The organism is Cellulomonas sp. NEAU-ZC6, assembly GCF_056844425.1.
Genome location: NZ_JBXFYH010000001.1, coordinates 888,228 through 907,408 on the forward strand (window position 1 = coordinate 888,228; position 19,181 = coordinate 907,408).

Below are 19,181 nucleotides of genomic sequence, written 5' to 3' on the forward strand. Positions count from 1 at the left end.
GCGTCAGACGCGGGCCGTGCTGCCCTGCGTCGTCAGCGGGAAGAGGCGCTCCAGCACGTCCGCCAGCGTCACGACGCCCAGGGTGCGGCCGTCCTCGTGCACCAGGGCCAGGTGCTGGCGGCCCTCGCGCATCTGGGCCAGCGCGGCGGAGACCGGCGTGCCGGCGGCGAGCCGGAGCACCGGCCGCACCAGCGGCCCGACCGGCGCGGCGTCCGCGTGCGCGAGGGTGTCGCGCACGTGCACGACGCCGGTCAGCCGGCCGGGGTCGCCGACCAGCACCCGCAGGTGCCCGGACGTGCGGGTGACCTCGCGGACGTCGGCCATCGTCGCGTCCGCGCGCACCGCGCTGGGCGCCCCGGCCGAGGCCAGGTCCCGCACCGTGAGGTCCTGCAGCTCCAGCGCGCCGGTCAGCTGCGCCGAGTAGCCGGCGTCGAGCGCGCCGACGTTCGCGGAGTGCTCGACGAGGTGCCGCAGGTCGTCGGGGTTCTGGCCCGTCGCCACCTGCTCGGCCGGCTCGACGCCGACCTTGCGCAGGCACCAGTTGGCGGCCTCGTTCAGCACCCGCAGCAGCGGCCGGGTCAGCCACATGAACGCGCGCATCGGCGTCGCCAGCAGGATCGCCGACGTCTCCGGGTGCGCGATGGCCCAGGACTTCGGCGCCATCTCGCCGACCACCAGGTGCAGGAACGTCACGATGACCAGCGCGAGCACGAAGCCCGCGACGTCCGCGAGCCAGAGCGCGACGCCCCAGCCCTCGAACAGCGGCGTGAGCCAGTGGTGCACGGCCGGCTTGGTGACCGCGCCGAGCGCGAGCGTGCAGGCGGTGATGCCGAGCTGCGACCCGGCCAGCAGGACGGTCAGCTCGGTGGAGCTGCGCAGCGCGGCGCGTGCGGACCGGCTGCGCGGCGCCTCCTCCTCCAGGCGGTACCGCTTGGCCGCGAGCGCGGCGAACTCCACGGCGACGAAGAACGCGCTCAGCGCGATCAGCGCCACGGTCACGACGACGACCACGAGGGGGCTCATCGGTTCTCCTCCTGGTCGCGCCGGACGGCGTCGGCGCGCTCGTCGTCGGTCGGTGGCGGGTCGGCGGGCACGGTGACGCGCACCAGCGCCGGGACGTGCCGCTCGATCTCCAGCACGTCGACCCGCATCCAGACCGGGTCCGGCTCGCCCGCGTGCGCGAGCTCGCCGGGGTCGTCCGGCAGCAGCACGACGACGCTGGTGCCCGGGTCGGGCAGCGCGCCGTGCGCGGCGATGACCAGGCCGCCGATGGTCTCCCAGTCGCCGGCCGGCAGGTCGCGCCCGACGGCGCGCTCCACCTCGTCGACGTGCACGTCCCCGGCCATGGTCCAGGCGCCGTCGTCCAGCGCCAGGGTCGGGGCGTGCACGCCGGTGTCGTGCTCGTCGGTGATCTCCCCGACCAGCTCCTCCGCGAGGTCCTCGAACGTGAGGACGCCCGCGAAGCCGCCGTACTCGTCCAGCACGCACGCGAGCTGGTCCCGGCCCGCGGCGAGCCGGCGCAGCGCGTCGGGCAGCGCCATCGTGGTCGGCACCAGCGTGGGCGCGCGCATGAGCAGCCCGGCCGGCGCGCCGGGGTCGGTCGCGGCCAGCACGTCCTGCAGGTGCACCACGCCCACGACCTCGTCGGTCTCCGTCAGCACCGGGTACCGGGAGTGGCCGCGGCTCATGAGCTCGCGGACCTCGCCGACCGTGGCCCCGGAGCGGACGACGTCCACCCGCGAGCGCGGGATCATCGCGTGCTCCACGTCCTGGTCGGGGAAGTCGAGGATCCGGTCCAGCAGCATCGACAGCTCGCGCGGCAGGTCACCGCTCTCGGCGGACTCGGCCACGATGTGCTCGAGGTCGCGCGCCGTCGCCGAGTGCTCCACGTCGTGCACCGGCTCGATGCGCAGCAGCCGCAGCAGCGCGTTCGACGCGGAGTCGAACACCCGGATCAGCCAGCCGAACACCGTCAGGTACGCCGTGGTGGACGTCGACAGCCAGACCGCGACCGGCTCGGGGCGCGCGATCGCCAGGTTCTTGGGGAAGAGCTCGCCGAACAGCATCTGCACGAGCGTGGACAGCAGCAGCGCGAGCACCGTGCCGACCGCGACACCGACCGCGGTGGGCACGCCGACGCCACCGAGGGCCTGCCCGAGCGCGCCGCCGATCAGCGGCTCCGCGACGTACCCGACCAGCAGGCCGGTCACCGTGATGCCGAGCTGCGCGCCCGACAGCATGAACGACGTGCGCCGCGTGACCGTCAGGGCCCGGCGGGCACCGGCGTCGCCGTCGGCGGCCCGCGCGGTGAGGCGCGACCGGTCCACGGCCATGTACGCGAACTCCTGGGCCACGAAGTAGCCGGTCACGGCCGTGATCGCCAGCACGACGAGCACGCCTGCCAGCAGCGACAGCACCCACATCACCTCTCACCCCCCGTCGCTCGCTCGTGCGGGCACAGGGGGTTCGTACTGTCGCCGTCCATCTCTCTCCAGGTCGCCGGACACGATCGATCCCCCCAACGCGCGACCGCCGCGCCGAGTTCCCGGGATCCGGGACCGAGGTCCCGGTCCCTAGACCCAGTAGCCCGACGACGCCGAGTAGGCGCCGCGGTAGGTGCCCCGGGTGAGGTGGATCGCGTTGCGCTTCAGGTCGTAGGCGAGCAGCCGCCACTGCGGGACCGTCCACCGCCGCAGCACCGCGGCGAGCGCCCGGGCCCGGTCCGGGGCGGGGACCGGGGCGACGAGCGTCTCGGTGAGCATCCGCAGCGCGAGGTACCACTGCGGGAACGCCACGGGCCGGCGGAAGCCCGGGTCGTAGCTGCGCACCTGCACGATCGGGTCCGCACCGACGGCCTTGCTGTTCTGGTTGTCGTGCCGCCGGCACCGGAACAGCCGTTCCGGGACCACCACCCACTCGCCGCGCAGCGCCGACCGGATGCCCAGCACGATGTCACCGCCGAAGAACGTGGGGTGCCCGCCCATGGCCCGCAGGGCGTCGGTGCGCAGCACGCCGCCCCACGCGATCGCCTGCCACGACTGCCTGCGCAGCAGCTGGTCCACCCGCGCGCCGGGCGCCAGGCCGAGGTAGTCCAGGTCCTCGTCGTCCATGTACCCGACGACCTCGCCGGCCGCGTCCACCAGCGTGACCCGCGGGAACGCGATCGCCGCCTCCGGGTGGGCGAGCAGCGCGTCGCGGCAGCGCACCAGGTGCTGCGGCCGGACCACGTCGTCCGCCGCGTTCCACATGAACAGCGGCGCGCGCGCCAGCTCGAGCACCCGGTTGAAGTTCCACGGGATGCCGCGGTTGACCTCGGACCGCACGTACCGGAACCGCGGGTCGGCATCGGCGAACCGGCGGGCGATCTTCGCGGTCTCGTCGGTGGACCCGTTGTCCGAGATGATCACCTCGACGTCGGCCAGGTCCTGGTCGCGGAGCGCGGTCAGCGCCTCCTCCAGGTAGAGGTCGCCGTTGTACACGGGCACCCCGATGCTGACCTGGGGCACGCCGGACGGGCTGGACTGCGGCATGGACGGACCTCTCGGCGGAGCGTCGTGCCTCGCGCGGGCCACCGTGTTCGAGCCCGGAATGCGAAGTTCGTCCCGGATCGTACGCCCGGCGGGCGCCGCGCGGGAGGGTGTCAGCGCAGGTCGGCGGGGCCGTCGTCCTGCAGGCCCAGGTGCACGACGAGCAGCGCGATGTCGTCGTCGGGCTCGTCGGTCGTCCCGCTGCGCGCGAGCACCGCGTCCGCCAGGTACGTCGCGTCGAGCGTGACGCGGCCCGTGGCGCGCGCCTGGGCCTCCGGCACCAGCTGCGTGACGAGCTCCGCCAGCGCGTCGACGCCCTCCTGCAGGTGCTGGCCGCGGCGCTCGACGAGGCCGTCGGTGTACAGCACCAGGGTCGAGCCCCGCGGCACCTCCACCACGGTGTCCGTGCGCGCGCCGTCGGTGGTGATGCCGAGCACGAGCTCCGGCGCCGGGCCGTGCAGCTCGCGTACGACGCCCTCCGGCGAGACGAGCAGCGGCGGCAGGTGCCCGGCGTTGGTCCAGCGCAGGCGGGTGACGCCCGCCGCGCGCTCCTCGGGGGACTGCTCGACGCGCACCACCACCGCGCTGGCCATCGCCTCCACCTGCAGCGTCTCCAGCGCGCCGTCCAGGCCGCGGAGCACCTCGGCCGGCGTCCCGCCCGTCGTGGCCGCGATGCCGCGCAGCAGCGTGCGGACCTGGCTCATGGCGGCCGCCGCGTGCCGGTCGTGCCCCATGACGTCGCCGATCACCAGGACCGTCGCACCGTCCGGCTGCACGAACGAGTCGTACCAGTCGCCGCCGACCTGGGCCGCCTGCGCGGCGGGCAGGTACCGGACGACGACGTCCAGGTCGTCCTGCTGAGCCGGCGCGGACAGCAGCGCGCGCTGCAGCGTCTCGGCCATCCGGCGCTGCCCCTGGTAGAGCTGCGCGTTGTCCAGCGCGACGCCGGCCCGGTCGGCGACCTGGACCAGCAGCGCCAGGTCCTCGTCACCGAGGTCGGCGTGCCGCTCGTCCAGGAACAGGGTGATGAGACCGACGGTCCGCCCGCGGGCCCGCATCGGCACGGCGTACCCCGTGCGCGGCGCCAGGGCGCGGAACACGTCCCGGGCCTCCCCGGTGAGCAGCGCCGACACCGACTCGGTGGCGTCGGGGACGACCACGGTCTCGCCCGTCCGCATGGCCCGGTGCAGGAACGACTGCGACGACAGCGCGCCCAGCCGCAGCTGCGCGTACCGGGCGACCTTCGGGCGCAGCTGCGGCTCGGCGTGCCAGCCGGCGATGTCCCGCAGGTGCCGGTCCTCGTCCCACAGGCTGATGAGGCACCACGACCCGAACCCGCGGACCAGGTGCCGCGCGAGCCGGCCGACGGCGTACTCGGTGTCCAGGGTCGAGCTCAGGTCCTCGCTCACCGTCGCGAGCACGGCCAGCCGGTTCCGGGCCGACTCGGCGGCCTCGGTGGCGGCGCGCCGCTCGTCGTCGGCGCGGCGCCGGTCCGTGAGGTCGTGGAAGTACACGGACAGGCCGTCGGGCCCGGGGAACGCGCGCACCTCGTACCAGGCGTCGAGCGGCGGCGGGTAGTAGGCCTCGAACGACCGGGCCTCCCCGGACTCCGCGGCGCCCCGGTAGTGCTCCTCGAAGGTCGACCCGACCGACAGCGGGAACAGGTCCCAGATCACGCCGCCGATCATCTCGGCACGGGTCCGGCCCAGGACGCGCTCCGCCTCCGCGTTGACGTAGGTGAACCGCCAGTCGTCGTCGAGCAGGAAGAACGCCGTCGTGATGGTCTCGAGCACCCGGGAGATCCGGGCGTCCGCCTCGCGCTCGGCGGTGGTGTCGTACGCGGCGCCGAGGACGCGCGCCGCCGTGCCGTCGGGGCCGGGCAGCGCCATGCCGCGCGCCTTGACCCAGCGCGTGCGGCCGCCGGGCAGCAGCACCCGGTACTCCGCCGTGTACGACCCGCAGGTCGCGATCGCCTCGCCCAGCGCGTCGGACACCCGCTCGCGGTCGTCGGGGTGCAGGTGGGCGGAGAACGCCTCGATCGTGCCGCCGAACCGCCCCGGCTCGACGCCGAACAGCGCGTGCAGCTGGTCGTCCCAGGCGAGGTGGCCGGTGCGGAGGTCCCAGTCGAAGCTGCCGACCTCCCCCGCCGTGACCGCCAGCTGCCAGCGGACGCGGTCGGCCTCGTACTCGACCGACAGCGCGGACAGCTCCAGCTCGGCGACCGCGGACGCCGCGAGGTCGGTCAGCACCAGCACGTCGTCGGTGGACCAGGCGCGCACCTGGGCGTCGTACACGCACAGGGCGCCCACCACGTGCCCGTCCTTGCCGACCAGCGGCACGCCCAGGTAGGCCCGGACCCGGCCGTCGGTGACGGCGGCGAGGTGCCGCAGCCGGCCGTCCGCGCTCGCGTCGGCCACGACCAGCGGCGCTCCGAGCTGTGCGGTCACCGTGCACACGGCGTCCCGCAGCGGGGACCGCGACCCCGTCGCGCCCGTCACGCCCGCGGCCGCACCGACGGTCTGCACGTCGCTGAGCAGCGACACCTGCGACGACGGCGCCGCCAGCAGGCGGGACGCGAGCTGGGCGAGGCGCTCGAGCGCAGGGTTGCCGACGGAGGTCAGCAGCCGCTCGACGGCTGCGGCCCGCTCGGCGTCGCCGGACGACCGGGTCGTCCCGGGGCGGTCGGGCACCGGTGCTCCCTTCCGTCGCTGCCGTTGGGGGCAGCATAGGTGAGGAACGGACCCCGGCACCGCGCCGCCGCGGTGCCGGGGCCCGTCGGCTCAGGCGCCGACCGCTGCGGGTGCGGCCGGTGCCGCGGGCGGCGCGGGGGTCTCCGCCTCGCCGGGCGCGACCCGGGTGCGGTCGTCGCCCATCAGTACCCGCGCGATCACCGTGACCACCACGATCACGACCGCCATCACCACGTACGCGTTGGCGAACCCGATGCCCTCGTACGCCAGGCCGAACACCGAGGCGAAGATCGCGATGCCGATCTGCTTGGCGAAGTTGAAGCCCAGCATGTAGGCCGTCGCGGAGATCCGGACGTCGAACATGCGGGTGATGTACTTCATCACCGAGACCAGCAGGAACGGCATCTCGATGGCCGCGAGCAGCCGCCAGGCGATCAGCAGCCACTCGTGCGTGAAGAACGCCGAGCCGAGCACCCGCACCAGCAGCACGGCCGCGAACACCATGAGGCCCTTGCGGGCACCGATCTTGTTGACGATGAACGGCGCGGCGACCATGAACGCCGCCTCGGCGAAGATCTGCACGGCCACGACGCGGGAGAACAGCACCTCGGCGTCGCCGCTGGTGACGAACGTGGCGAAGTAGTTCGGGAACTGCTGGTCGAACACGTCGTACAGCGCGGCGGTGCCGAACATCAGCACGACGAAGCCCACGAAGTTCCGGTCCCGCAGCAGGCCCGTGATGGTGGCCTTGGTGATCTTCGTCCCGGCCTGCGGCTCGGCGCCGTCCGCGGCGTCGACGTCCGCGCCGGTGCTGGTGCGCGGCACGCGGGCGAGGAACAGCAGGGTGCCGAGCACGATCGCCGACACCGAGCCGGCCCACCAGATGCTGTCGGGGTTGGCGGCCCAGATGAACCCGCCCACCAGCGCCGCGGTGCCGCCGGCGAGCGACCCGAACAGCCGGGCGTGCCCGTACTCGTAGCCGTTCGCGCGGCTGGCCCGCTCGCTGAACGCCTCGACGACGCCGACGCCCGAGTTCAGGCACAGGCTGAGGAACACGCCGCCGACGACCGCCGCCAGGTACTCGTTGACGCCGATCAGCGGCTGGAACACGAACACGAAGAACGGGCCCATGAAAGCGCCGCAGACGACGACGAACGCGAACAGGTGCTTCTTGAACCCGAGCCGGTCCTGCAGGTAGCCGTACACCGGCTGCAGCACCAGGGCGGTGATCGCGGAGACCGTGCTCACGACGCCGATGGCGCCGGTGCCCATGCCCTCGCGCTTCAGCCAGAGCGGCAGGAACGTGAACGCCAGCTGCCAGATCGCGAAGTAGAAGAAGAACAGGCCGCCGTAGTTCCAGAACACGCCGCGCTTCAGGGACTCCAGCGCGTGCGGACGTGCCTCGGCGGGGGTGGTGCTCGTGCTCACTGCAGGTCTCCGGCGGGGGTGAGGACCTCGGTCGAGGTCGGGGTGGGACGGGTGTCGGGCACGGGCGTGCCCCAGACCGGGTTGCCGTCGCGGTCGAACGGCAGCACCTGGGCGCGGGCGTGCCGGTTCGGGTCCCACAGGGGGTCGCCGGTGATCTCCGTGTAGGTGCGGGCGTGGTAGACGAGCACCGGGGTGCCGTCGGGCAGCTCGGTGAACGAGTTGTGCCCCGGGCCGTACTGGCCGGCGGCCGGGTCGGACACGAACACCGGGTCGGGGCTCTTGGTCCACGACGCCGGGTCCAGCAGGTCGCTGCCGAGGTCGGCGGTCAGCACGCCCATCGCGTAGTCGATGCCCGTGGCGGCGCCCGAGTAGGTCAGGAAGACCCGGCCGTCGCGCACCAGGACCGACGGGCCCTCGTTGACCCAGAAGCCCTTGACCTCCCAGTCGTACTCGGGCTTCGTCAGCATCACGGCGGGGGTCTCGAGCGTCCACGGGTTCGCCATCCGCGCGATGTAGAGATTCGAGTGCCCGCGGACGTCGAACGCCTGCTGCGCCCACACGAGGTACTGCGCGCCGTCGACGACCACGCTGGTCGCGTCGAGGGCGAAGGACTCCCAGCCGGTGTCGACCTGGCCGCGCTCGACCCACTCCCCCGTGAACGGGTCGTCGGCGGTGTTCTCCAGCACGAACACGCGGTGGTTGAACGTCTCGGCGGTGCCGGGCACGTCGACGGTCCCGTGGTCGTTCGGCGCTGCCGCGAAGTAGATGTACCAGGCGCCGTCGACGCGGTGGATCTCGGGCGCCCAGATGAGGTGCGACATCGGGCCGTCGGCGTGCCGCTCCCAGATGGTCACCTCCTCGGCCGCCTGGAGGTCCTCGAGCCGCTCCGCGCGCCGCAGGACCACCCGGTCGTACAGCGGGTGCGAGCCCGTGAAGTAGTACTGCCCGTCGTGGCGCAGCACGCAGGGATCGGCCCGCTGCAGCACGATCGGGTTGACGCCGACGCTGTCCGTCACTGTCGTCTCCTCGTCGAGACCTCGGCGGGCCCGGGGCCCGGCGAGGCGATCTTCATCGTTGTATGTTAACGCTAACACAGCGCTCGTGACCGACCGGGGACCGAGGTCCCGGCCCGAGCACCGCATGGGGACCGCATCGCGCCGCGCCGATCGCGCACGCGCGCCCACGCCCCTGGCCCCGTCCCCGCTCGCGCCGCGCACCTGGCCCGCGCCTCGCGCCCCGCCTCGCCCCGCGCGGGCCGCACTCCGCACTCCGCACCCCGCACGCCTCGAATGTCCACAAGCCCGCACCGGATGTCCGCTTTGTCCGTCGGTTTCTGGACACTCGACGCCGCGCGCGAGCACGCGGACCGGTCGCCGCCCCCGGTGGCCGGGGCGCCGGTAGCCTGACCGGCGCACCCTCCCTCGGACGAGTCCCCCGACCAGCACCGGAGCCGCACGATGCCCGTCCCCGTCGCCCCCGACGAGCCCAGCTCCCGCACGGTCCCCGCCGGCCCGCCCCCGGGCCGCTGGTCGCCCGGTGCGCGGGACTCCCGCGTCCCGCCGCGCTGGCTGCCGCGCGCCCTGGTGATGGCGGTGGTCGCGGTGTTCGCCGGCATCCTGGTATGGCGGGCCGCGTCGATGCTCGGCACCGTCCTCACCATCGTCATCATCTCGTGGTTCGTCGCGCTGGCGATGGAGCCGATGATCCTGTGGCTGGTCCGGCACGGCGTGAAGCGGACGCTGGCCACCGGCATCACGATGCTCGGGTCGCTGGTGCTCGGCATCGGCGTGCTCACGCTCCTCGGCGGGCTGTTCGTGAACCAGCTGGTCGACCTGGTGCAGTCGATCCCCGGGTACTACGCCGACCTGCGCGAGTTCGCCGACGAGCGGTTCGACGTCGCGCTGCCCGCCACCGACGAGCTGCTCAGCAACGCCGGCGACTACGTCGGCGACATCGCGCCCGGCGTGATCGGCGTCGGCACCTCGATCCTGGGCGGCGTCTTCACCGCCACGGCGGTGCTGCTGGTCGTCTACTACATGGCCAGCGCCGGCCCGAAGTTCCGTGCCGCGGTGTGCCGGTACCTCGCCCCGCACCGGCAGCGCGAGGTGCTGCGCCTGTGGGAGGTGTCGCAGGACAAGGTCGCCGGGTTCATCACGTCGCGCATCGTGCTGGCGGCGATCTCGACCGCCTCGACCTGGTTGTTCCTGGTGGTGCTCGGGATCCCCTACGCGCTCCCGCTGGCCGTGTTCACCGGCCTGGTCTCGCAGTTCATCCCGACGGTCGGCACCTACATCGGCGGTGCGCTGCCGGTGCTGGTGGCGCTGACCGTCTCCCCGCTGCGGGCGCTGGCCGTGCTGGCGTTCATCATCGCGTACCAGCAGGTGGAGAACCTGTTCCTCACACCCAAGGTCTCCGAGCGCTCGCTGGCGCTGAACCCCGCAGTGGCGTTCCTGTCGGTCATCGCGTTCGGCGCGGTGTTCGGCCCGCTCGGCGCCTTCCTGTCCCTGCCCGTCGCGGCGACCATCCAGGCCGTGATGTCCACCTACCTGCGCCGGCACGAGCTGGTCGACTCGGCGCTGCTGCAGGAGGAGGGCACGGGCAGGCGCCGGAACGGCGACGAGGCGGGCGCGGCACCGGGCGCCGAGGGCTCCGGCCTGCCGGGCGAGGGCGAGCTGCGGCCCCCGGTCGCGCCGCCCGCCGACCACGCCTAGCGTCGGGCGGACCGGCGCCGGCCCCGGCGCCCCCGACCGCACGGAGGACGCATGACCGACGCGACCGACGACTGGATCCCCGACTCCCCCGGCGAGGACCCCGACGCCGTGGACGCCGAGCCCGAGCAGCGGCTCGGCGGCGTCGACCGCGGGGACGACGTGGCCCAGGACCTGCAGGAGAACCTGGAGGACGGCGCGCTCAGCACCGCCGAGCCGGACCCGGTCGAGCCCCCGGACTGACCGGCCCGGCGCCCGGGCGCGATCCCGCGCGCCCGAGGTCGTCATCACCGGACGAGGTCGTCACGTGCACGTGACGACCTCGTCGTCGTGTGACGACCTCTCGCCCGGCGACGGCGGCCTGGCGACGGATGACCCGCGACGACCGACCGGCGCGTCAGGCGTAGAAGACCTGCTCCACCACCGCGCGGGCGCGGCGCGACGCGCGCAGCCAGGCGTCCTCCAGGTCCTGGCCCGAGCCGGAGGGGTAGCCGACGGTCGCGGCGAGCCCGGCGACGACCTGCCGGTCGTGCGGCAGCACGTCGGCGTGCGCGCCGCCCGTCCGGCCGGTCCACAGCACCAGCGCGTCCCGCAGCCGGGACGCCAGGTCCCACGCCTCGACCAGCACGGCGGCGTCGTCCGCCGCCACGAGACCGGCCTCGGTCGCCGCGGCGAGCGCGTCCAGGGTCGAGGTGGTGCGCAGCCCCGGCACCGCGTGCGCGTGCTGCAGCTGCAGCAGCTGCGCCGTCCACTCGACGTCCGCGATCCCGCCGCGTCCGAGCTTGAGGTGCCTCGTGGGGTCGACCCCACGGGGCAGCCGCTCGGCCTCGACCCGGGCCTTGATCCGCCGCACCTCGCGCACCCCGGCGGGGTCGAGGCCCGCCGCCGGGTAGCGCAGCGGGTCGACCAGCGCGACGAACCGCTCGCCGAGCGCCGGGTCCCCGGCGACCGGCCGCGCGCGGAGCAGCGCCTGGCTCTCCCAGACCAGCGACCAGCGCGCGTAGTACTCGGCGTACGAGTCGAACGAGCGCGCGAGCGGGCCGTTGCGGCCCTCCGGCCGCAGGTCCGCGTCGACCTCGAGCGCCGGCTCCGGGCCGACGGACCCGAGCAGCGACCGCACCCGCGTGGCCACCCCCGTGGCGAACTCCTGGGCGAGCACCGGGTCGGCGCCGGGCACGGGGTCGTGCACGAAGAGCACGTCGGCGTCGGACGCGTACCCCATCTCCCGGCCGCCCAGCCGACCCATCGCGACCACCAGGAGCAGCGTCGGGTCCGCGTCCAGGTGCCGGGCCAGCCGCTCCTCCCACGCCGCGACGCGCAGCGCGCCGGCCAGCAGGACGTCGGCGGTCGCGGTGAGGCTGCGCGATGCGCGGGTGCCGGTCACGACGCCCAGCACGTCGGCGGCGGCGGTGCGCGCGAGCTCGCGGCGGCGCAGGGCGCGCAGCGCGGTGACGGCCGGCACGGGTTCGGTCGCGCGGGTCAGCAGCGCGTCGGCCTCGGCGGCCAGGCGGTCCTGGCTGCGGGGCTCGAGCTCGGCGTCGTCGTCCAGCCAGACCACCGACTCCGGGGACCGGGCCAGCGCGTCGGCGACGTACCGCGAGGTCGACAGCGCCCGGGCCAGGCGCTCGGCAGCCGTACCCGAGTCGCGGAGCAGCTTGAGGTACCAGTGCGTGCCGCCCAGCGCCTCGGACAGCCGCCGGAACGCCAGCAGCCCGCCGTCCGGGTCCGGCCCGTCGGCGAACCAGCCGAGCATCACCGGCAGCAGTTGCCGCTGGATCGACGCCCGCCGGGACACGCCCTCGGTCAGCGCCGCGATGTGCCGGACCGCGCCCGCCGGGTCGCGGTAGCCGATCGCCGCCAGCCGCTCGCGGGCCGACTCCGGCGCCAGACTCACCTCGGCCGCCGAGAGCTGCGCGGTCGCGGGCAGCAGCGGGCGGTAGAACAGCTCCTCGTGCAGCCGCCGCACGTCCCGGCGCACCTGGCGCCAGCGCTCCAGCAGGCCCTCGGCACCCTCGCTCCGCATCCCGACGGACCGGGCCAGCCGGCGCAGGTCCGCCTCGGCCGTCGGCATCAGGTGCGTGCGCCGCAGCCGGTACAGCTGCACCCGGTGCTCGATCGCCCGCAGGAACCGGTAGCAGACGGCCAGTTGGCCGGCGTGCTCGCGTCCCACGTACCCGCCCGCCGACAGCGCGGCCAGCGCGGTCAGGGTGTTGCCGCTGCGGATCTCCGGGTCGGCGCGCCCGTGCACGAGCTGCAGCAGCTGGACGGTGAACTCCACGTCCCGCAGGCCGCCGACCCCGAGCTTGATCTGCCGGTCGGCCTCCGCGGTGGGCAGGTGCCGCTCGACCCGGCGGCGCATCGCCTGCGAGTCCGCGACGAAGTTCTCCCGCCGCACCGCCTGCCACACCATCGGGTTGGTCAGCTCGACGTAGGCCTGCCCGAGCGCCCGGTCCCCCGCGAGCGGGCGCGCCTTGAGCAGCGCCTGGAACTCCCAGGTCTTGGCCCAGCGCTCGTAGTAGGACCGGTGCGAGTCGAGCGTGCGGACCAGCGGGCCGTCCTTGCCCTCCGGCCGCAGCGCGGCGTCGACCGGCCACAGCGCGGGCTCCCCCGAGGGCCCGCCGCACGCCCGGGCCAGCGCCGTCGCGAGCCGGGTGCCCGCGGCCAGCGCCGTCGCCTCGTCGGCGCCCTCGGCCGGCTCGGCCACGTAGACCACGTCGACGTCGCTGACGTAGTTCAGCTCGCGCCCGCCGGCCTTGCCCATGCCGATGACCGCGAACCGGACGCCGGCGCCGTGGTCGTCCAGCTCGGCGCGCGCCAGCGCGAGCCCCGCCTCCAGCGCGGCGGCGGCCAGGTCGGCGAGCGCGGCGGCGACGCCCGGCAGCCGGGTGAGCGGCTCTCCGCACGTGAGGTCCGTCGCCGCGATCCGCTGCAGCCGCCGCCGGTACGCCCGGCGCATCGCGTCGACGCCCGCCGGGCCCGCCACCGTGGCGACCGGCTCGGCGGCGTCGGGGTCGGCGCCCACGGCGGCCAGCAGCTCGGCGCGGACCACCGCGACCGGGACGCCGGTGCCCGGCTCGTCGTCCAGGACCACGTCCAGGTGCTCCGGGTGGGCGCACAGGTCGTCGCCCAGCGCGACGGACGCGCCGAGCACCGCCAGCAGCCGGTCGCGGCCTGCGCCGCCGGCGTGGAGCTCGGCGGCCAGCCGGCGACCGCGCGGCCCGTCCCCGGCGACCGAGCCCGCGATCTTGGCCAGCGACAGCAGCGCCTGGTCCGGGTCGGCGGTGGCGGCCAGCGCGGGCACCAGCGCCTCGACCGCGGGCGGCACGGGCAGGTCGGACGCCTCCGACGCAGCCTCGCCGGCGACCAGCGCGACCAGCCCGACCAACGCGGTGTCGGCGAGCAGCCGCTCCGCGCGCGTGGCGTCCTCGAAACCCGCGCGGGTCAGCCGACCCGCGAGCGTGCTGCCCCGACCGACCGACGTGCTCACGCCGCCACGGTACCCACCCGCGCACCCCGCACGCCCGCTCGGTCCACGCCCGGCTCCCGGCGCCCGGCGGACGCACGACCGCCGAGGTCGTGCGGTCGGTGCGAGACGGTGCGCGACGGCGCTCCACCTCGGCGGGACCGCTCGACCTCGGCGGAGGCGGAGGCGCGGGCGCGGGCCCGCGTCAGAGCATCGGGAGGAAGCGGCGCAGCTCGTAGGGCGTGACCTGCGCGCGGTACTCCTCCCACTCCTGCTTCTTGTTCTTCAGCACGAAGTCGAAGACGTGCTCGCCGAGCGTCTCGGCCACCAGCTCGGACTTCTCCATCACGCCGATCGCGGCCCCGAGCGACGTGGGCAGCGGCTCGATGCCCAGCGCGCGGCGCTCGGCCTCGGTCAGCTCCCAGACGTCGTCGTCGGCGCCCTCGGGCATCTCGTAGCCCTCCTCGACGCCCTTGAGGCCGGCGGCGAGCAGCACCGCGAACGCGAGGTACGGGTTGGTGGCGGAGTCCACGGCGCGGTACTCGATGCGCGCGGAGTTCGACTTGCCGGGCTTGTACATCGGCACCCGCACCAGCGCGGACCGGTTGTTGTGCCCCCAGCAGACGTACGACGGGGCCTCGGACCCGCCCCACAGCCGCTTGTACGAGTTGGTGAACTGGTTGGTGACCGCGGTGATCTCCGCGGCGTGCCGCAGCAGGCCGGCGATGAACGACCGCGCGGTCTTCGACAGGTCCAGCTGCGCGCCCGGCTCGTGGAAGGCGTTGCGGTCGCCCTCGAACAGCGACAGGTGCGTGTGCATGCCCGAGCCCGGCTGGTCGGCCAGCGGCTTCGGCATGAAGGAGGCGTACACGCCCTGCTCGAGCGCGACCTCCTTGACCACGGTGCGGAACGTCATGATGTTGTCCGCGGTGGTCAGCGCGTCGGCGTACCGCAGGTCGATCTCGTTCTGGCCGGGGCCCGCCTCGTGGTGGGAGAACTCCACCGAGATGCCCATCGACTCCAGCATCGTGATCGCGGCGCGCCGGAAGTCGTGCGCGGTGCCGCGCGGCACGTGGTCGAAGTAGCCGCCCTGGTCGACGGGCACCAGCGGCTGCGCCGGGTCGGCCGGCGCGTCGAACAGGTAGAACTCGACCTCGGGGTGCGTGTAGAAGGTGAACCCCTGGTCGCTCGCCCGCGACAGCGCGCGCTTGAGCACGTTGCGGGAGTCGGCCAGCGACGGCTCGCCGTCGGGCGTGAGGATGTCGCAGAACATCCGCGCCGTGCCGTGCCGCTCCCCGCGCCAGGGCAGCACCTGGAACGTGGTCGGGTCGGGCTTGGCGATCATGTCCGCCTCGTACACCCGCGTGAGGCCCTCGATCGAGGAGCCGTCGAAGCCGATGCCCTCGGCGAACGCGGACTCCAGCTCCGCCGGCGCGATGGCCACCGACTTGAGGGTCCCGAGCACGTCGGTGAACCAGAGCCGGATGAAACGGATGTCGCGCTCCTCCACCGTGCGGAGGACGAACTCCTGCTGCCTGTCCATGCGGTACATCCTGCCTGATGGTGCGAGGAGCCCGGCGCCGTACGCGCCGCTCGCCGCGCCCGTTCCACCCGAATAGGCTCGGCACCATGTCCGACCAGCCCGGCTCCTCCGCCGCCAGCACCCCGGAGGGCCGCCCGCTGCGGGTCGCCCTCGCCCAGATCGACACCTGCGTGGGCGACCTCGCGGGCAACACCGCCGCCGTCCTGGAGTGGGCGCGCCGGGCCGCCGAGGCGGGCGCCGACCTCGTGGCGTTCCCGGAGATGACCGTCACCGGCTACCCGATCGAGGACCTCGCGCTGCGCGCCTCGTTCCGCCGCGGCGCCGAGGACGCGCTGTCCGGCCTCGCGGCGGCGCTGGACGACGCCGGCCTCGGCGAGCTGACGGTCGTCGTCGGCAGCGTGGGCGAGCGCACCAGCCGCGAGCACGACGGCGCCCCCGCGCGGCCGACCAACCAGGCGGTGGTGCTGCGGCACGGGCTGGCGCAGCAGCGGTACGACAAGCACCACCTGCCCAACTACGGCGTGTTCGACGAGTTCCGGATCTTCGCCCCCGGCGGCGAACCGACCGCGGTCGACGTCGCCGGACGCCGCGTGGGCCTGCTGATCTGCGAAGACATCTGGCAGGACGGCCCGGTCGCCGAGCTGTCCGACGACGACCTGGACCTGCTGCTGGTCATCAACGGCTCGCCGTTCGAGGAGGGCAAGGGCCACATCCGCACCGAGCTGGCGGCCCGGCGCGCCGCCGAGGTCGCGGCGCCCGTCGCCTACGTCAACATGGTCGGCGGCCAGGACGACCTGGTCTTCGACGGCGGCTCGTTCGTCGTCGGCCCGGACGGCACCGTGCTCGCGTCGGCGCCGCAGTTCGTCGAGCACCTGCTGGTCTGGGACGTGCCCGCCCGCGGCACGGCGCCCGCGCGCGGTGAGCTCGCCCCGCCGCTGGACCCCGACGAGGAGATCTACCGCGCGCTGGTCACCGGGCTGGCCGGGTACGTGCGCAAGAACGGCTTCCGGTCCGTCGTGCTCGGCATGTCGGGCGGCATCGACTCCGCGCTCGTCGCGGCCGTCGCCGCCGACGCGATCGGCGGCAGCAACGTCGTCGGCGTCTCGATGCCGTCACGCTGGTCCTCGGACCACAGCAAGGACGACGCCCTGGACCTGGCGCAGCGGGTCGGCGCGGACTACCGCGTGCAGGCCATCAAGCCGATGGTCGACGCGTTCGAGGGCGAGATGGCCCTGGACGGCGTCGCCGCGGAGAACCTGCAGGCCCGCGTCCGCGGCGTGATCCTCATGGCGCTGTCCAACGCCGAGGGCCACCTGGTGCTGGCGACCGGGAACAAGACCGAGCTCGCGGTCGGCTACTCCACCATCTACGGCGACGCGGTCGGCGGGTACGCCCCGCTGAAGGACGTCGACAAGTCCCGCGTCTGGGCGCTGGCCCGGTGGCGCAACAACCACGCCGTCGACGCGGGGCTGGTGCCGCCGATCCCGGAGAACTCGATCACCAAGCCGCCGTCGGCCGAGCTGCGCCCGGGTCAGACGGACCAGGACTCGCTGCCGCCGTACGACCTGCTGGACCAGGTGCTCGACGCCTACGTCGAGCACGCCGAGGGCCGCGCCGAGCTGCTCGCGCGCGGGTTCGACCCCGAGATCGTCGACAAGGTCCTGTCGCTGGTCGACCGCGCGGAGTGGAAGCGCCGGCAGTACCCGCTCGGACCCAAGGTCACGGCCCTGGCGTTCGGCCGGGACCGTAGGCTGCCGATCACCACGCGCTGGCGCGAGCCCGTGGCCAGCACCGCGTCCGCGGAGGCCACGGAGCGCGCGCTCGGCACGACCCCGACCGGAGTGGAGCAGCACTGATGTCCGAGCAGCCGGCCCCGGCCGCCTCCCCCGCCGCCCCCGCGGCGGGCGCCCCCGTGCGTCGCGTCCGGGTGCACCACCTGGAGGAGGCCAAGCAGCGGGGCGAGAAGCTCACGATGCTCACCGCGTACGACTTCGTCACCGCGCGCATCTTCGACGAGGCGGGGATCGACCTGCTGCTGGTGGGCGACTCCATCGGCAACACCATGCTCGGCCACGCCTCGCCCATCCCGGTGACCGTCGACGAGATGATCCCGCCGACCCGGGCCGTCGTGCGGGCCACGCGGCGCGCGCTGGTCGTCGCGGACCTGCCCTTCGGGTCCTACGAGTCCGGTCCGGCGCAGGCGCTGGCCACCGCGACCCGGTACCTCAAGGAGGCCGGCGCGCACGCGGTGAAGTTCGAGGGCGGCGTCCGCGTCGCGCCCCAGGTCCGCGCGCTGACCGACGCCGGCATCCCGGTGGTCGGGCACCTCGGGTTCACCCCGCAGTCCGAGAACACCCTCGGCGGGCACCGCGTGCAGGGCCGGGGCGACGAGGCGGCCGAGCGGCTCGCCGAGGACGCCCTGGCGGTGCAGGAGGCGGGTGCGGTCGCCGTCGTGCTGGAGATGGTGCCCGCGCCCGTCGCCGCGCGCGTGACCGAGATCCTGCACATCCCCACCATCGGCATCGGCGCCGGCGCCGAGTGCGACGGCCAGGTGCTGGTCTGGACCGACATGGCCGGCATGGGCGACTGGTCACCCCGGTTCGCCAAGGTGTTCGCCCCCGTCGGGCAGCTGCTCGGCGAGGCCGCGCGCGCGTACGCCGCCGAGGTGCGCGGCGGGGCGTTCCCCGACGCCGACCACTCGTTCCTCAGCTGAGCCGGCCCGCGGACGCCGCGTCCGGCGGCCCGGTGGCGCACCGCCGGCCCGGGTGGCCGGGCCGGCTGCTCGCCGTGCTCGCGGTGGCCGCGACCGCCGCCGTGCTCGCGCTGCTGGTCGCGCCCGACCGGTTCGGGCTCGCGGCGACCACGCCGTGGGCCCAGCTGGTCGCGCTGCGCGGCCTGGTCGGCGTGCTGCTGGTCGGCGGTGCCCTCCTGCTGGTGGGCGCGCTCGCCGGGTGGAACCGGGTCGCGCAGCGCTCCGGGCTGCGCCCGCTGGGCCGGGCGCTGCCGCTGGCGCTGGCCGGCACGCTGGTGCTCGGCGCGGGCGCGCAGGGCGTCGTGCTGGCCGGCCGCGGGCTGGACGGGTCCGGGCCCGGGCCGGTGCAGGACGCCGACCTCGTGGTGCTGTCGTTCAACACCTTCGGCGTCGTCGGGCCCGAGGACCTCACCGGGCTGGTGCTCGCCCAGGACGCCGACCTCACCGTGCTGGCGGAGACGTCGGCCGCCACCGCGCGAGCGGTGGCCGACGCGCTCACCGACGCGGGCCGGCCGACCACCGTCCTGGCGGCCGACGCCGAGGGGACCCGGGTCGACGGCGTCGCGCTGCTGGTCCGGGACGAGCTGGGGTCGTACGCGCAGGAGGTGGCCGGGGTGCCCGCCACCGAGCTGGGCACGTTCGCCGCGGTCCCGGCCGACGCCGCCGCACCCGGCCCGGTCGTCGCCGCGCACACCCGCGCGCCGTCGGCCCGGCGCTCGATGCCCGACTGGCGCGCGCACGCCGAGGGCGTCGCCGCGCTCTGCCGGTCCACGCCCGGGGCGATCGTCGCGGGCGACCTCAACGCCACGCTCGACCACCCCGGGCTCGACGACCTCGGCCCGTGCGTCGACGCCGCCGCCGTGACCGGGGCCGCGGGCCTGGGCACCTGGCCGGCGGACGTCCCGCGCTGGCTCGCCGCCCCGATCGACCACGTGCTGGTGGACGGCCGGGCCTGGCGCGTGACGGGGTTCGCGGCGCTGCCGTCCGTCGGGTCGAGCGACCACCGCCCGGTGGTCGCGCACCTCGCCCGCCGCTGACGCCGCCGCACCCGCGACGCGAGCGGCGGGTTC

13 protein-coding genes are annotated in these 19,181 nt (G+C 74.9%); 5 read left to right on the forward strand and 8 right to left on the reverse strand.

All coding sequences use genetic code 11. From position 1 onward, the window contains the following. Window positions 1–3 precede the first annotated feature (3 nt). From AC1050_RS04090 to AC1050_RS04115, 6 genes are all read right to left on the reverse strand, one after another. The gene (locus AC1050_RS04090; RefSeq protein ID WP_482386099.1) at window positions 4–1,023 is read right to left on the reverse strand and encodes a hemolysin family protein; all 1,020 of its coding nucleotides are present in this window, start codon (window positions 1,021–1,023) and stop codon (window positions 4–6) included. Then, window positions 1,020–2,423, reverse strand: a complete 1,404-nt coding sequence (locus AC1050_RS04095; protein ID WP_482386100.1) for a hemolysin family protein — start codon at window positions 2,421–2,423, stop codon at window positions 1,020–1,022. The genes AC1050_RS04090 and AC1050_RS04095 overlap by 4 nt, the downstream gene beginning before the upstream one ends. A 150-nt stretch (window positions 2,424–2,573) precedes the next feature. After that, window positions 2,574–3,530, reverse strand: coding sequence for a glycosyltransferase family 2 protein (locus AC1050_RS04100; RefSeq protein ID WP_482386101.1), 957 nt, complete (start codon window positions 3,528–3,530; stop codon window positions 2,574–2,576). Window positions 3,531–3,640: 110 nt separating this feature from the next. Next, window positions 3,641–6,217 (reverse strand): SpoIIE family protein phosphatase, encoded by a 2,577-nt coding sequence (locus AC1050_RS04105; RefSeq protein ID WP_482386102.1) that lies wholly within the window; start codon window positions 6,215–6,217, stop codon window positions 3,641–3,643. A 90-nt stretch (window positions 6,218–6,307) separates the two neighbouring features. Further along, complete coding sequence (locus AC1050_RS04110) at window positions 6,308–7,645, reverse strand: oligosaccharide MFS transporter (protein ID WP_482386103.1); 1,338 nt, start codon at window positions 7,643–7,645, stop codon at window positions 6,308–6,310. After that, a complete protein-coding gene (locus AC1050_RS04115; protein ID WP_482386104.1) occupies window positions 7,642–8,661 on the reverse strand; it encodes a glycoside hydrolase family 43 protein in 1,020 nt (339 codons plus the stop codon). Before AC1050_RS04115 ends, AC1050_RS04110 begins: the two co-directional genes overlap by 4 nt. A 441-nt stretch (window positions 8,662–9,102) precedes the next feature. Here AC1050_RS04115 and AC1050_RS04120 point away from each other — a divergent pair, with 441 nt between their 5' ends. Together AC1050_RS04120 and AC1050_RS04125 are read left to right on the forward strand one after the other, a co-directional pair. Then, window positions 9,103–10,356, forward strand: coding sequence for an AI-2E family transporter (locus AC1050_RS04120; RefSeq protein ID WP_482386105.1), 1,254 nt, complete (start codon window positions 9,103–9,105; stop codon window positions 10,354–10,356). A gap of 51 nt (window positions 10,357–10,407) precedes the next feature. Further along, entirely contained in the window at window positions 10,408–10,596 is a 189-nt protein-coding gene (locus AC1050_RS04125; RefSeq protein ID WP_482386106.1) for a hypothetical protein, read from the forward strand. Window positions 10,597–10,750: 154 nt separating this feature from the next. Here AC1050_RS04125 and AC1050_RS04130 read toward each other — a convergent pair whose 3' ends face one another. After that, window positions 10,751–13,840 (reverse strand): bifunctional [glutamine synthetase] adenylyltransferase/[glutamine synthetase]-adenylyl-L-tyrosine phosphorylase, encoded by a 3,090-nt coding sequence (locus AC1050_RS04130; RefSeq protein ID WP_482386107.1) that lies wholly within the window; start codon window positions 13,838–13,840, stop codon window positions 10,751–10,753. A 181-nt stretch (window positions 13,841–14,021) separates the two neighbouring features. Further along, window positions 14,022–15,359, reverse strand: a complete 1,338-nt coding sequence (locus AC1050_RS04135) for a glutamine synthetase family protein (protein WP_482386108.1) — start codon at window positions 15,357–15,359, stop codon at window positions 14,022–14,024. Window positions 15,360–15,445: 86 nt separating this feature from the next. On the opposite strand from AC1050_RS04135, the gene AC1050_RS04140 reads away from it, so the two are divergent. The 3 genes from AC1050_RS04140 to AC1050_RS04150 are packed head-to-tail and all read left to right on the forward strand — an operon-like array spanning window position 15,446 to window position 19,148. Then, window positions 15,446–17,215 (forward strand): NAD+ synthase, encoded by a 1,770-nt coding sequence (locus tag AC1050_RS04140; RefSeq protein ID WP_482386109.1) that lies wholly within the window; start codon window positions 15,446–15,448, stop codon window positions 17,213–17,215. Further along, window positions 17,215–18,072, forward strand: a complete 858-nt coding sequence (gene panB, locus AC1050_RS04145) for a 3-methyl-2-oxobutanoate hydroxymethyltransferase (protein WP_482386110.1) — start codon at window positions 17,215–17,217, stop codon at window positions 18,070–18,072. Before AC1050_RS04140 ends, panB begins: the two co-directional genes overlap by 1 nt. 32 nt (window positions 18,073–18,104) lie before the next feature. Further along, window positions 18,105–19,148, forward strand: coding sequence for an endonuclease/exonuclease/phosphatase family protein (locus AC1050_RS04150; protein ID WP_482386111.1), 1,044 nt, complete (start codon window positions 18,105–18,107; stop codon window positions 19,146–19,148). The last annotated feature ends 33 nt before the right edge of the window (window positions 19,149–19,181 follow it).

Excerpts from the sequence above, each read along its gene's own strand:
- AC1050_RS04095 (WP_482386100.1), bottom strand. The coding sequence starts at position 2,423 with ATGTGGGTGCTGTCGCTGCTGGCAGGCGTGCTCGTCGTGCTGGCGATC.
- AC1050_RS04135 (WP_482386108.1), bottom strand. The coding sequence starts at position 15,359 with ATGGACAGGCAGCAGGAGTTCGTCCTCCGCACGGTGGAGGAGCGCGAC.
- AC1050_RS04125 (WP_482386106.1), top strand. The coding sequence starts at position 10,408 with ATGACCGACGCGACCGACGACTGGATCCCCGACTCCCCCGGCGAGGAC.
- AC1050_RS04140 (WP_482386109.1), top strand. The coding sequence starts at position 15,446 with ATGTCCGACCAGCCCGGCTCCTCCGCCGCCAGCACCCCGGAGGGCCGC.
- AC1050_RS04120 (WP_482386105.1), top strand. The coding sequence starts at position 9,103 with ATGCCCGTCCCCGTCGCCCCCGACGAGCCCAGCTCCCGCACGGTCCCC.
- panB (WP_482386110.1), top strand. The coding sequence starts at position 17,215 with ATGTCCGAGCAGCCGGCCCCGGCCGCCTCCCCCGCCGCCCCCGCGGCG.
- AC1050_RS04090 (WP_482386099.1), bottom strand. The coding sequence starts at position 1,023 with ATGAGCCCCCTCGTGGTCGTCGTCGTGACCGTGGCGCTGATCGCGCTG.
- AC1050_RS04100 (WP_482386101.1), bottom strand. The coding sequence starts at position 3,530 with ATGCCGCAGTCCAGCCCGTCCGGCGTGCCCCAGGTCAGCATCGGGGTG.